This is a genomic window from Hydrocarboniphaga sp. (assembly GCF_028291725.1).
Lineage (GTDB): Bacteria > Pseudomonadota > Gammaproteobacteria > Nevskiales > Nevskiaceae > Hydrocarboniphaga.
In genome coordinates this window covers 23,958-37,052 of record NZ_JAQGNT010000113.1, presented here as the reverse complement: position 1 = coordinate 37,052, position 13,095 = coordinate 23,958, and the positions used below count along the sequence as shown (strand labels likewise).

Here is a 13,095-nt window from a genome sequence, read left to right as displayed (position 1 = left end):
CCGGTGTTCGCGTCAGTGCGGTTCTGACCAACTCCACTGAATCAAAGTCACAGAATCAATCCTACGCGAGCACTTTTCCGAGTTTCATCGGTATCCAAATTGCAGCCCCGAGTTTTTCAACAGAATTGGCTGGACGCGGACAGTGACGACCGCCGGTTAGGTTCCAAGAGCAGTCGTTCATTCACCTGTCTATGTGCGTTTGCTCAGGATCGTCACGGCTAGCGACGCTTTCGCGTTCTCTACCCAGCCGCGCAACGAGGTGATCATGTTCGATATCCGTCGATCGGACTCGGTGTGAATGTGGACTTCGATCGTCGTTGTAGCTGGATCTGGGCTTCCGCACTCTTCCGCGTAGGCGGCTGACGATATGTACTGAACGTAGCCGTCGAGCTTCTTGAACAGCCTGTAGATCGATCGTGCGTCGGACCGAAGGGGCGAGGCAATTATGATCACGAGCGTCGAGCCTCTACCCTTCTTCCGTGCATGCACGTCGATGACGTCAAGGTTGGGAATGGGGTGGCTTTCATCAACGGGATCGGGGTCGAGGAGATCGAACCGATTGCCCCTCCTTATGAAGAGTTTGTCGGAAATCGCGTAGCGCTCGGTTCGATGCAGGCGTGCCGTCATCGCCGCGAGTTCGAGAACCCCGCTCGGGTCATCGCTGCCGGTGACCACCAGGCTATCGCGATCCGGGACACCGACGATCGGCATTCCGCGCACTTTGAGACGGGTGTCGAGCCATAGCTGATCGTCCAGCAGCAAGGTCGCTTCAAAGTTTCCTCCGGCGCCAATCAGGTAGCGTCCGTTCTCACCTATGACGGAGCGTTCTGGTGTTCGCTGCCGCAGATTCTCCAGCGCGATCTGATGCAGGTCTTCCGCACTCTTGCCCAGAGCGTCGACATCGCTTTTGGTAAGAAAGCAGATTCCCGAACGAAAATCCGCATAGAGCATCACCAGTTCGGAGTTGTAGGGCGCCGTCCAGGTGTCCATCACGGCATCATTGGACTCGGCAAACCTGCGTTGCTGCTCGATCCAGGCGATGTCCTTGATCATGGGCACGAGGTCGGCCAAGTCGGCCTTCTCGCGAGCGTCGCGATCCGAGTCCTCGAGCGGACCGAGCCAGCGCCGCAGAATCTCTTCGACGTTTTCGGGATTCTTTTCGAATTCCTGGTATGCACGCCCCAGCCAGATCGTGTGCGAATCCGAGCCGCGCAAACCGGTCACGACGACCTCCAGCTCTGCTCCGGGACGCACTTCCGCGCGCGGGAACTCCGCCCGCACAAACTCGGCAAAGCGCTCCTGAAAGCGCTTCTTGGTAGTGCGACCTCGCCAAAAGAGAATGCTCACGGGTTGAGAGGTTTTGACAGAACCCTTCGGCGTCAGGGGACTTCAAGCCTATCCGATCGCCGGCGATCGATTCAGCTGGGGCCGCGGCGCAGGATGCCGACGAACCGAAGCGTCCACTGGAACCAGCTTCGCGACCGCTTCGGCGTCCATCAGAATAGAAGCTGCTTCTACAGCGTCACCGCAATCTGCCTACGCGGCATTCTGCACTTGGTAACGCTGCACCAGAATGTCCGCCGGCAATCCCAGCCCCTCAGACAATCGCCGGATCATTTCCAATGTCAGTGGACGGATGCGGTTCAGGATTTCCGCCACGCGAGCCCGCGAGCCGATGTAGGGTTCCAGGTCCTTGCGCCTCAGTTCACGCTGCTCCATCACGTAGTTCAGAAAATCCACCGGATCGGGGTCTGGTATCGGATAGTGCCTGGATTCGTAGTCGGCGATCAGCAGGGTCAGTACATCGAGACGGTCCGCTTCCGCGCTATGTTCGGGCGCGTTCCAGAGTGCCTCGGCCTGCTTGAGCGCGGCCTGATAATCGCGTTTGGTCTTGATCGGTTTCAGCTCCATGTCACACCTCAAATTTCCTCGGCGTCGATCCGGTCGTACTCGGCATGAGTGCCCACGAATCGGATGAACATCATTCCCCGGTTGTAGTGGACGGCAACCACGAGTCGGTAGTCGTTGCCCTTGATATTGAACACCACGCGGTTGTTGGCCAGGAAGCTGGCATTGCGGTGGGCCAGCTTGATCTCTGCTGGACTTTTCCACCCCGCCCGACTGGCTTCTGCATACCAGGACCGCAGTGGAGTTTCGGCCTGAGCGTGTTTCGCCCAGTAGTCACGCAGCTTGCTCAGCGCAATCACTCGCATGTGCCATGCTAAACCGCTCCCGCCACGGGAGCAAGCGCCGATTGATTGCCGACCCGGCGGCGTCCAACTTGCATGACAGCTCAGGGCTGATACCGGACCCTCGCCGGAGCATTTCCAGGTGGCCATCAGGGCCTCCGAACAAGATGGGCCCCAAATCCGAATCGTTCTGCCGTCAGACGCTGTCGCTGATGGTGCAGAACCCGTCGATGATTCCGGCGAGCCTGGACGTGAACGAGGCGCAAAACGATCTGACACATCTGGAAGCGCTGCGGCCGCGCTTCAGCCCCCTGGGTGTGCTGATGCGCAAGGCGACCGATTCCGAGACGGCGCTGGGCAGCGACGTGATGTGGGCGGCGACGCGTGGCTACCGGCAGTTGCAGATCAACGGCAAGGGCGAGGGTCTGGACGATCTGCTGGCGGAGATTTCGGTGCGGTTCCAGCGCAAGAAGAAAGTCCGGTCGCCGCCGCCGGAAGGTTCGGGCAGCTAAAGCTTGCTACCGATTCCAAACGCCTGGCTCGCCGCGATGTCACGGTCGAGGGTTCGATACTCACCCGCCAGACTTCGAGACTGGCGGGTGAGTCTTTTTGGGTCGCGGTTCAGTGTCCGAGGCTGACCAGCCACCCATTTTGGGTGGTGGTTGAGAGTCGAAGTGTCGATGTCCAGTATCGGAGAGTCGAGCGTGAGCCTGAACGGGGCACGCTCCAGTGTTCAGGCCTGACGCGCCAGGCTTAACACTGGCCCGGCGTCAGGAAGTCCCCTCCCCCGCGTGCGGGAGGGAGAGGTTCCTGGGTGGCCCCGTGTTCCTCGCGAGCCTGCTGACGGGTCACGACCCGCCCTACGGTCTGCGCAAGGTTCATGGAGAGGGGATGAAGGGGAAGTTCGCGCGGATTCCAAGTCTTTTATCCGCCCCTTCGGGGCAGCTTCTCCCGCAAGCGGGAGTAGGGACTGGTGCGTCGGCATCGTTATGAAATGAGGCCCTGCGGAACACCGGGAAGCATGATGTAATGCCCGCGTCGAGGAGTCTAAAAGCAGGCACCGTCAGGCACTAGACAAGATGCAGCCCGCACGCGCAGCGCTGGAAGTCGAGGCCGAATTGAGCGCGCCGAGCGCGCTCGTTCAACGCGTGCGCTACCACTTCCTCGAGCCTCCCGCGAGCGTGCTGCGCGTGGAAGACAAGATTCGGGTCGAACTCTGTCTCAATTCAAGACATCGCAGCGCACAGGCCTGTTTCGTCGACCGCTGGAACCCCGGCCATTTCGAACGCATCGGGGAATTGTTCGTGCTGCCGCCGACCATCGACATGGCCGCCCGCAGCGATGAGGACCGGACTCTGTCCTCGGTGATCTGCCTGCTGGAAGTGCCGCCGGTTCTGGCGCTGTTCGATCGGCTGCCGGATATTACCGATCGGTTCCTGCTGATCGGCCTCGATATTCGTGATGCCAACGTGCGCTATCTGATGCTGCGCCTCGCCGACGAAGTGCAGAACCCCGGTTTTGCGAGCCAGATTCTGGTGGAGTCGATTGCCGCTCAGATGGGCGTGGATCTGCTGCGCTATGGCGCGGCGCTGCCCGAGCGCCCTATCCAGGGCAGCCTGGCTCCCTGGCAGCTGCGACGCATCGAGGAGCGGCTGGCGGAAGTGCGCGAGAGCCCCAGCCTGCTCGAGCTGGCGCAGCTGTGCGGCATCTCGGTGCGGCAGCTGACCCGGAGCTTCCGCGCGGCCCGCGGCTGCTCCGTCGGGGCGTACGTTGCCGGCCGCCAGATCACGCATGCGATGCGGCTGCTCGCCGCCGACGAAAGCGTCGCTTCGATCGCCACGACGCTGGGTTTTTCATCCTCGTCGAATTTCTGCTCCGCGTTCCGCCGCGCGGCGGGCATCACACCGGGGCAGTACCGGCATTCCTTGTCGACGCGCCGGATGTCCGCGGCCGCGGTACTCGGCAATCGGGCGATCCCGATCCGTTAGTCCGTCGCGGCCGCTCTCAATGGCCCGATTTCAACGTACGGGCCACAACTCAGCCTAGACCCCGGCAGCCCGGCTGAATACCGTGTGGATGCGATACGAAAACCGGCACAGATCGGCGCTTTCGTGGACGGAGGACGGCAATGAAGGCTGACAAGAAACAGGCGCTGCGCCGCAGCGCCGCGGCGCTATGGCTGTGCCCGGCTCTGCTGCCGCCACTCGCGGCCGCACAGTCGTCCGGCAGCGAGCCGGTCGAGCCGTCTTACGAGGTGATTCCGGTGGACGGCGCAACGCCGGCGCCGGAGCCGCAGCCGAAACGCCAGGCGCCGAGCGCCGGCATAGAAGAAGTCCTCGTTACCGCGCGGCGCACGGCCGAGAACCAGCAGGACGTACCGGTGGCCGTGGCCGTGATGAGCGCCAATGACCTGCAGCGCGAGCAGATCAACACGCCGCAGGACCTGCAGGGCCGCGTGCCCTCGCTGGTGATCAGTTCCAGCAGCCAGATGCGCAACACCGAGTCGCCGACGATACGCGGTCAGGGTGCGCAATACGGCGCCAGCCCGGGCGTGGTGATCTACATGGCGGAAGTCCCGCTGCCATCGGACCCGGTGGCCAACAACCAGGGCGGGCCGGGTAAATTCCTGGATCTCTCCAGCGTGCAGATCCTCAAGGGATCGCAGGGCACGCTGTTCGGCCGCAACACCACGGGCGGCGCGATGCTGCTGGAACCGCACAAGCCGGAAGAGGAATTCTCGGCTTCGCTGAAGACGGGGGCCAGCAGCTACTCGGGCCAGAGCTACGAGGGCATGCTCAATGTGCCGATCATCGACCAGACGCTGCTGGCGCGCGTGGCGGCCCAGTTTCTGGAGAGAGGCGGCTTTACCAAGGACGTGGACACCGGCAAGGACTACGACAGCAAGCACCACTGGACGGGGCGTGCCGGCCTGACATGGCGCGCGACCGAGCGCATCGACAACTACCTGATGGGCTACTACACCGACAGCAGCGACAACGGCACGGCGACGGTGATCAAGGAGGTCAATCGCCAGGGAATCAACCAGGCCATTCCGGCGACGGTCGGGCTCGGTGCGCTGGCGCAGATTCCTGGCCTGGATCTGACGCAGGTTCTGAATCTCGGCTGCCTCACCGTGAACCTGTTCGGCCCTTCGACCAACTGCGGGCAGGACATCCTCGACGACCAGCAAGCCCGCGGCAACCGCCGGGTACAACTCAGCGCCGACCCCACGGACCAATTGCGCACCGGCGGTGTCATCGACAACTTCAGCTACAAGCTCAGCGATGAACTGACAGTGCGCAACATCGCGAGCTATTCGGCCTTCAAACATCAGTATCGCTGGGACCTCGACGGCTCGCGCGCGGCGTTCAACGACTTCATCAACCCGGACGATGCCTACGAAGCCGATCTGACCACCTACACCGAAGAGCTGCAACTGCAGGGCAAGGCCTTGGACGATGCACTCAAGTACGTCGTCGGCGGCTATTACGAGCACACCGATTCGAAAGGCGAGATCGTCGGCACCTCGCTGTTCTTCGTCGATGTGCAGCAACAGTACGAAGTGACAAAATGGTCGGCGGCGCCGTTTGCCCAGGCGACTTACGATCTCGGCAGACTGTCCGATTCGCTGTCGGGCCTGAGCCTGACGTCCGGCGTTCGCTACACCTGGGATCACACGGCCGGTACCGCAGGCATCCGCCAGACGGTGATGGGCGCGCTGCCCCTGGTAGACGCGTCGCATGAGGCCGGGACCGAAGGTTCGGCGCTGACCTATACCGTCGGCCTCGACGACAAGATCGGCGCGACGCTGGTGTACGGCAAGATCAGTCGCGGCTACAAGACCGGCGGCATCTCCGTGGTGGTGGTCAACCCCGACCACTACACGTACAAGCCCGAGTACGTGACCAACTTTGAAGTGGGCGAGAAAGCCGACTTCGAAATCGCCGATATGCCGGTGCGCCTGAACTCGGCGGTCTACTACACCGACTACAAGAACCTGCAGAAAGCGGGCTCCGACGCCTATGTGCCGCCGAACTCGGTGAGTCCCGTGCCTCAGCTCGGCGAGGCGATTTTCAACGTCGGCAAGGCCTGGGTCGCGGGCTTCGAGCTGGACGCCACCCTCCAGCCATTCCACGGCTTCACGGTGCTGGGCAGCTACGGCTACACCCGCGGCGTGTACCAGAAGTTCGATCTGCTTTATGCCGGCGCCACGCAGCAGCTGGACTGCAGCGGGCAGCAGCGGCAAAGCGGCGACGTGCTGGAGCTGAGCTGCATTCCCTACGATGCCCCGCGCCATCAGTTCAGCCTGTCCGGCCGCTACCAGTTGCCGATCGACGCCGAATACGGCGATGTCGAGACCTCGCTGACCTATGCCTGGACCGATTCGCACTACACCGCGCAGACCACGTTGCCGGGCGACGAGCCGGGTGCGCGCCTGCCGGCCGCCGGCCTGTTCAACGCGAGCCTGAGCTGGAGCCGGATCCTGAATTCGCAATTCGACCTGCAGCTCTACGGGACGAATCTGGCCAACAAGGAATACCGCATCTCCAACAGCAACCAGTGGCATCTCACCTACTTCGACTCCGCGATCTATTCGGAGCCGCGGATCATCGGCCTCAATCTCAGCTATCGCTGGGGGAAATGAAATGAAGAAGACCAGCGGCGAACTGATCCTGTTCTGGATGGTGCCGGTACTCGGCGCGATCTGGGTTGCGGCCTTCCTGGTGTTCCCGGGCTTCGTCCAGCCGATGTCGCCGACGCTGTCGGCGGAGCAGGTCGCGGCGTTCTACCGCGACCCCGACAATCTGCCGCGCATCCGCTACAGCATGATCGTGTTCAACTGGTTTGGCATCGCGCTGATTCCGTTTCTGTCGTTGATCGTGATGCAGATCCGCCGTATGGCGCACCCCACGCCGATCCTGACCTACTGCTATCTGGGCTGCCTCACCGGCGGACCGACGCTGTTCTTCGTGGCAGACCTGTTCTGGCTGACCGCCGCGTTCCGTCCGGAACGCGAACCGGCGCTGACGCAGCTCTACAACGACATGGCCTGGGTGACCTTCACCGGCGTGGTCGGCTTCCTGATCGCGCAGAGTGTTTTTCTCGCGCTCGCCATCTTTCTCGATCGACAGCCGCGGCCGGTGTTCAAAACCTGGGTCGCACATTTCAATATCGCGATCGCCATCGCAGTTGCCCCGGCATCGTTCACGGCCCTGAATCTGAGCGGCGCGCTGGCCTGGGACGGACTGATTTCCTTCTGGCTGCGAAACGGCGCGATCGGATTGTGGATTGTCGTGATGGCGGTCGTGATGGGGCAGAACCTGTATCGGCAGCGTGAAGCGGGAGTGGCGGCATGAGCGTCGCGATGGCCGGTGACGCAGTGCCGCGGCCATCCGGCAGGTTCGACCGTATCGCCTGGCACTGGCGCAACGACCCCAAGGTCGCGCTGTGGATCATCTGGTACGCGATGGTGTTCTTCTACAACCTGTTCGGCGTCGTTTTCGTCGTGATGACGCGGGTGATGCCGCCGCCCAAGCCCTGGTGGGATACGCCGCGGGTCGTGCAGTGGTTCAGCGACAACCACACCGGATTGCTGGTGGGCTTCGGCATCATCTTCATGGTCGCGGGACTGGTGGCGGCCTGCAACGCGCTGATCGGCTATTCCATGCGGCGGATGTCGGTGAGCCCGGCGTTCGCCTACTCGTATATCGCGATCTACTCGCTCAGCGCGACGCCCGGCATGCTGCTGACTGCAATCGCGCTCACCGTCGGTGCGATGCGCCCCGATCGCGACCCGAAGCTGATCCAGTGGCTCTACGACTTCGCGTTCCTGGCATTCGACGGAACCATGGGCGTGTTCCTGATCGGCTCCCTGGTCTGGATGATCGCGATCCTGATCGACAAGAACAAAGTGTTCCCGCTGTGGTTCGGCTATCTGAACATCTGCAATCTGATCACCGAGATCGTCGTCAGCCCCTGCTGGATATTCAGGCAAGGCCCGTTCGCGTGGAACGGCGTCATTGCGTTCTGGATCGACACCGTCGTGTTCGTGATCTACACCGCTGCTTTCATCACGCTGCTGAGGAAGATGATCCAGCGCGAGGATTTCGGCGATGGGCTGCTGCCGGCCGGATCGGTTGAAAAGACCATGCAATGAAAAATGCTGCGGGCCCTGCCGCTCAGCGCATCCCCGGCCAGCCGGACATGTGGGCCTTCGTGCTGCTCGAAGCCTGCATTTTCAGCAGCTATTTCATCGTCTACATGCTGCTGCGGGCGCGCGATCCGGCGCTATATCTGCGTTCCCAGGAACACTTGAGCCAGAACTTCGGCGTGTTGAACACGCTGATCCTGCTGATCAGCTCCTGGTTCATGGCGCGCTGTGTTCAGGCGGCTCTCGAGCAGCGATACGATACGGCGCTTCGGCAGGTGCTGCTGACCGGTTTCTGCGGGCTGGTCTTCGTAGTCTCGAAGGTCTTCGAGTGGAGCCAGAAGATTTCGGAAGGCATCCAGTTTTCAAGCAACGAGTTCTTCTCGTTCTACTACTTCCTCACCGCGATCCACGTGCTTCACGTGCTGATCGGCTTCGTGGTTCTCGGCGTCGTCGTGTATCAGCTGCGCAGCCCTTTGCGCCGCTCCCAGCAGATCGTCGAGACCGGTGCCACTTACTGGCACATGGTCGACTTCCTATGGGTCATCATCTTCGCGCTGCTCTATGTGATGAGGTGACGAATGATCGCGCCCCTTAAAACCCGGCTTTCGCTGGTGTGGCTTGCGCTGTCCGCCATCACGGTGATTTCCTGGTGGATCGGATCCAAACACGGCCAGCAGGCCTTTGTGTCGAGTGCCGCGATCACCTACAGCGTGATCCTGATGGCCGCGCTGAAGATCCGCGTCATCGTCAGCGAGTTCATGGAAGTCCGGCACGCGCCGCCACTGCTGCGCCATCTGATGGACGCGTGGCTGGCGTTTCTGGTGATTTCATTGCTGGGCCTGTATTCGATAGGGGCCCGCTTCTGAGTGCTCACCTGTGTTGACAGCCGTTGTTCTCCGCGGATTCCGGGATGCGCGATGTTGCCGCAGAAGTGAACGGCCACTTACGCCGCGGGCGGATGTTCAACGAAATCCGCCAGCTGATCGCGCAGCGCCTTCTGGAACGCCGGGCGCGCTTCGCAGCGTTCGCAATAGGCCTTGATCGTGGGGACCTGCGTCAGCAGATCGGTGTGGCGCAGGTTGCGCAGCACCGTAACCATCAGCAGGTCGGCAGCGGTGTAGCGGCCTTCCAGGTAGTCGCGCTCGCCCAGCCATGCGGCAAGTGCGCCGAGGCGGCTTCTGACGCGATCCTCCACCTGCGGGCGGCGCGCTTTTGTCCACTCGGCGCCGCTGTGAAAGAGGTCGATCACTGTCAGCTCCTGCACCGCCGGTTCAATCGAATTGAGCGCGGCGAACAGCCAGGTTTTCACGCGCGCGCGTCCGGCAGCGTCGTTCGGCATCAGCGCCTCGCTCTGCTCGGCGATGTGCAGCACGATGGCGCCGGACTCGAACAGCTCGAGCCCGTCCTGCGCAAACGCCGGCACTTGGCCGAAGGGCTGCCACTCGCGGTACTCCGCGCTGGCCTGATCCTCTGGGCCGATGAGCTTGGCGGTGTACGGCAGGCCCGCTTCTTCCAGCGCCCAGCGCACGCGCAGGTCGCGCACCAGCCCTTGCGCAAATGGCGGTACCCAGCGGAAGGCGGTGACGGTGATTGGGTTTGTATGTGTGTTCATCATGTTGTGCTCCTTCTTTGTGTGCGTCTGACGCTCAGTGCTTAAGAAAGTCTTCCAGCAGTTCCAATGCCCGCGTCCAGCCCTTGGTGTGCTTGAGGCCGGCTTCGTGGTCGGGCATGCGCTCGTGCGTGAGCACGATCTCGGTGCTGTCGCTGGCAGCGTGGAACTCCACCGTCACCAGCGTTTCCGTGTGATGCGTGGCTTGGGAATGCCAGGTGAAGACCAGCTTCTTGTTGCGTTCGATGACGCGGTACTCACCGTAGTGGCGCTTTGAGCCGTCCTGGTGGTGCATCACGATCTCAAAGGCGCCGCCGACGCGCGCATCGACGCTCACAGTGTTGCGCCTATGGTCGCCTGGGTTCATCCACTGCGCGAGGCTCTCGGGGTCCAGCCAGGCGTCGAACAGTTCGTCGGCGGTTGCGGGGATGCTGCGTCTGACCACGACCATGCCGGTCTTGATCGCAGCGGCGGGAGTGCTGGCGGCCGGGGCGCTGCCGGCTTGTGTCTGTGTCATTGCTTCTTGCTCCTGTGCTGGTCCGTGCCGCGTTTTTTGATGACAAAAGCTTCCAGTGCCGCCAGACGGTCTTCCCAGAACCGGCGGTAGAACTCGATCCACTCGGCCGCTTCTGCCATCGGCCCGGCGTTGAGCGACAGCACATGCTCACGCCCCTGCACCGAGCGCGTGACCAGGCCCGCGCGCTCGAGGATGCGGATGTGCTTGGAGGTGGAATTGAGCGAAATCGGAAACGCGCTCGCCAGCTCCGTCACCCGCGCATCCGATTGCGCCAATCGCGCGAGGATCGCGCGCCGCGTGCCGTCGGACACTGCCCCGAAAAGCTCGTCCAGCCTCGTGGTTTTATATTCACCCATAAGGGTTAATGTAGACTCGTGCGGAATCGAAGTCAAACGAGGCTGGCGCCTGCAATTATCCCTGCGCCGATCTCCACGCGGATCGAACCGCATTCGCCTGTGGGCAGTAAACTACCGGCGCCGCCGCAATCGTCGCCATCCAGATCCAACGCCAGAACCATGTCCTCGCCCGCCCCTGTATTCGCCTGGACAGACGCCTTCAAGCTCGGCTACGAGCGGATGGACGAGACGCATCGTGATTTCGTGCTGAAGGTCAACGCTCTGCTCGTGGCCGAGGACGCATCGCTGTTGGCGCGGCTCGATGACTTCGTTGCCCACGCCGAGGCCCATTTCGGCGAAGAGGCTCAGTGGATGACGGCCACCGATTTCCCTGCCGCGCAGTGTCATATCGACGAGCACGATGCGGTCATGAAATCGGTGCTCGAGGTGCGCGGGCGGTTGGCCGCCCAGCCCGATGCCAAGTACTTCGCCATCACCCGCTCGCTCGCCCAGGAACTGATGCGGTGGTTTCCGGGCCATGCCGATTATCTCGACTCCGCGCTGTCGCATTGGATGGTCAAGCGGGTTTATGGTGGCGCGCCGATCGTGTTTCGCAGAAGCTGAACCGGGCTGTTCGAGGCTGAAGCCGAATGGCGCTAACTTAACGAGCTAAGTCCCCTCTCCCGAAGGCGGGAGAGGGGATGAGGGATGAAGTTCGCGCGGATTCCAAGTCTCTTATCGTCCCCTTCGAGGCAACAACGAACGCAGGGAGAAGGATCGCAGGGCTCAAGTTAGTGCCATTCGTCTATCGGGGCATTCAATCTTTCAATTGGCCGGTGCCTGTGGCGGTGGGTCATGGTTGGCGCTTACGGATAGCCGCAACATTCCAGGGAGCCTGCCATGAAGAAGCCAGCCACCACGATCGCCGTCCTGATGTCGTCTCTGCTCTTTTCGACGCTGACCGCGGCCGCTGCGCCGCCGGTGCCGAACAGCTACGCGCCGGTCGACGACAAGGAGAGTTTCGACGCGGTGCGCCAGCGCATGGAGAAGGCCAAGCCGGGCGTGGAATCGCGTTTCAAGGCCCTGCTCGCCGAGCGCTACGACCTTGCCGACCGGCCGGTGCCCGGCGTCACCACCGGTACCGGCAAAGCGGTGCAGGGAGGCGTGCGCGCCAAGCTGCCCAAGGGCACGAGCTGGCAGGATCTGGCCGCGCTGCCGCCCGACGAGATCAGGAAGCGCGACTTGTGGCCGGCCGGTTTCTATCCGCTGCCGCATGAGAACCATCCTGAAGGCGGCATGCTGTTCCCGCAGCACGAGATCGACGCGATCAAGAAGCAGGACGGCCGCGACCTTGCGCGTTTCGACCTCGATTTTCTGCTGCCGACGCATTTGCTGCCAGAGTTCCCGCCGGCGATCTACCTGACCACGCGGCCCGATCTGGGCGATGTGTCGAAAGGCCAGGTGATTTCGCTGAGCAACTACTACGAGACCTTCAGCGGCGTGCTCAATCCCAAGCAGCTCGAAGGTCTGCGCCTGCTGCTGACGCCGTTCCCTCAGCAGCAGTTCAACGCGACCATCGACCGCCGCTCGCTCAAGCCGAGCATGGGCGTGGCCTGCTTCGACTGCCACGTCAACGGCCACACCAATGCCGCAGACCATCTGGTCGGCGACATCCGGCCGCAGGAGCATCGCCACCGCATCGAGACACCGACGCTGCGCGGCGTCAACATCCAGCGCCTGTTCGGCTCGCAGCGCGCGTTGAAGACGGTCGAGGATTTCACCGAGTTCGAGCAGCGCGCCGCCTACTTCGACGGCGACCCGGCGATCGCCACCAAGAAGGGCGTCAACATTCTCGAGCGCGGCAGCCAGGTGCATTTCATGGGCGAGTTCGAGGCGCTGCTGGACTTCCCGCCGGCGCCCAAGCTCGACGTGTTCGGCAAGCTCGATCCGGCCAAGGCGACGCCGGCCGAGCTGCACGGCCAGGAAGTGTTCTTCGGCAAGGGCCAGTGCGCGGCTTGCCACACACCGCCCTATTACACTGACAACAGCATGCACAACCTCAAGGTCGAGCGCTTCTACAAGGAGAAGATGATCGAAGGCTTGCTCGCCTCGGCCGACGGCCCGATCAAGACCTTCCCGCTGCGCGGCATCAAAGAGTCGTCGCCCTACCTGCACGACGGCCGGCTGATGACACTCGACGACAGCGTCGAATTCTTCAACCTCGTGCTCGGCACCAAGCTCAGCGAGCAGGAGAAGAAGGATCTCGTCGTGTTCCTGCAGACGCTTTGAGCGGA

15 protein-coding genes are annotated in these 13,095 nt (G+C 62.4%); 9 read left to right on the top strand and 6 right to left on the bottom strand.

Annotated elements, in window-relative coordinates; translation table 11 throughout:
* Positions 1-189 precede the first annotated feature (189 nt).
* The 3 genes from JWQ90_RS28455 to JWQ90_RS28445 form a co-directional block, all read right to left on the bottom strand.
* A complete protein-coding gene (locus tag JWQ90_RS28455) occupies positions 190-1,347 on the bottom strand; it encodes a DUF1444 family protein (RefSeq protein ID WP_299698475.1) in 1,158 nt (385 codons plus the stop codon).
* Between the two features lie 189 nt (positions 1,348-1,536).
* A complete protein-coding gene (locus JWQ90_RS28450; protein ID WP_299698474.1) occupies positions 1,537-1,911 on the bottom strand; it encodes a transcriptional regulator in 375 nt (124 codons plus the stop codon).
* 8 nt (positions 1,912-1,919) lie between these two features.
* Positions 1,920-2,213, bottom strand: a complete 294-nt coding sequence (locus tag JWQ90_RS28445; RefSeq protein ID WP_366919625.1) for a type II toxin-antitoxin system HigB family toxin — start codon at positions 2,211-2,213, stop codon at positions 1,920-1,922.
* A 143-nt stretch (positions 2,214-2,356) separates the two neighbouring features.
* Here JWQ90_RS28445 and JWQ90_RS28440 point away from each other — a divergent pair, with 143 nt between their 5' ends.
* From JWQ90_RS28440 to JWQ90_RS28410, 7 genes are all read left to right on the top strand, one after another.
* Positions 2,357-2,701: a hypothetical protein gene (locus tag JWQ90_RS28440; RefSeq protein ID WP_299698472.1), complete on the top strand. Its 345-nt coding sequence runs from the start codon at positions 2,357-2,359 to the stop codon at positions 2,699-2,701.
* A 567-nt stretch (positions 2,702-3,268) separates the two neighbouring features.
* Positions 3,269-4,177, top strand: a complete 909-nt coding sequence (locus JWQ90_RS28435) for an AraC family transcriptional regulator (protein WP_299698471.1) — start codon at positions 3,269-3,271, stop codon at positions 4,175-4,177.
* 140 nt (positions 4,178-4,317) lie between these two features.
* The gene (locus JWQ90_RS28430) at positions 4,318-6,834 is read left to right on the top strand and encodes a TonB-dependent receptor plug domain-containing protein (protein WP_299698470.1); all 2,517 of its coding nucleotides are present in this window, start codon (positions 4,318-4,320) and stop codon (positions 6,832-6,834) included.
* A 1-nt stretch (position 6,835) separates the two neighbouring features.
* A complete protein-coding gene (locus JWQ90_RS28425) occupies positions 6,836-7,546 on the top strand; it encodes a hypothetical protein (RefSeq protein ID WP_299698469.1) in 711 nt (236 codons plus the stop codon).
* Positions 7,543-8,346: a hypothetical protein gene (locus tag JWQ90_RS28420; RefSeq protein WP_299698468.1), complete on the top strand. Its 804-nt coding sequence runs from the start codon at positions 7,543-7,545 to the stop codon at positions 8,344-8,346. The genes JWQ90_RS28425 and JWQ90_RS28420 overlap by 4 nt, the downstream gene beginning before the upstream one ends.
* Positions 8,343-8,915 (top strand): cytochrome c oxidase subunit 3 family protein, encoded by a 573-nt coding sequence (locus JWQ90_RS28415; protein ID WP_299698467.1) that lies wholly within the window; start codon positions 8,343-8,345, stop codon positions 8,913-8,915. The genes JWQ90_RS28420 and JWQ90_RS28415 overlap by 4 nt, the downstream gene beginning before the upstream one ends.
* Positions 8,916-8,918: 3 nt before the next feature.
* Positions 8,919-9,206: a cytochrome C oxidase subunit IV family protein gene (locus JWQ90_RS28410; protein WP_299698466.1), complete on the top strand. Its 288-nt coding sequence runs from the start codon at positions 8,919-8,921 to the stop codon at positions 9,204-9,206.
* Between the two features lie 77 nt (positions 9,207-9,283).
* Here the strand turns inward: JWQ90_RS28410 and JWQ90_RS28405 are convergent, their stop codons facing one another.
* Genes JWQ90_RS28405 through JWQ90_RS28395 form a run of 3 tightly spaced genes read right to left on the bottom strand, consistent with a single transcriptional unit; the run spans position 9,284 to position 10,822 of the window.
* Positions 9,284-9,952: a glutathione S-transferase family protein gene (locus JWQ90_RS28405; RefSeq protein ID WP_299698465.1), complete on the bottom strand. Its 669-nt coding sequence runs from the start codon at positions 9,950-9,952 to the stop codon at positions 9,284-9,286.
* Between the two features lie 34 nt (positions 9,953-9,986).
* Positions 9,987-10,466, bottom strand: a complete 480-nt coding sequence (locus JWQ90_RS28400) for an SRPBCC domain-containing protein (protein WP_299698464.1) — start codon at positions 10,464-10,466, stop codon at positions 9,987-9,989.
* On the bottom strand, positions 10,463-10,822 hold the full coding sequence (locus JWQ90_RS28395) for a metalloregulator ArsR/SmtB family transcription factor (protein ID WP_299698463.1): 360 nt from the start codon (positions 10,820-10,822) through the stop codon (positions 10,463-10,465). Before JWQ90_RS28395 ends, JWQ90_RS28400 begins: the two co-directional genes overlap by 4 nt.
* A 159-nt stretch (positions 10,823-10,981) precedes the next feature.
* On the opposite strand from JWQ90_RS28395, the gene JWQ90_RS28390 reads away from it, so the two are divergent.
* A complete protein-coding gene (locus JWQ90_RS28390; protein WP_299698462.1) occupies positions 10,982-11,425 on the top strand; it encodes a hemerythrin domain-containing protein in 444 nt (147 codons plus the stop codon).
* 309 nt (positions 11,426-11,734) lie between these two features.
* Positions 11,735-13,090, top strand: a complete 1,356-nt coding sequence (locus JWQ90_RS28385) for a cytochrome B6 (protein ID WP_366919624.1) — start codon at positions 11,735-11,737, stop codon at positions 13,088-13,090.
* The last annotated feature ends 5 nt before the right edge of the window (positions 13,091-13,095 follow it).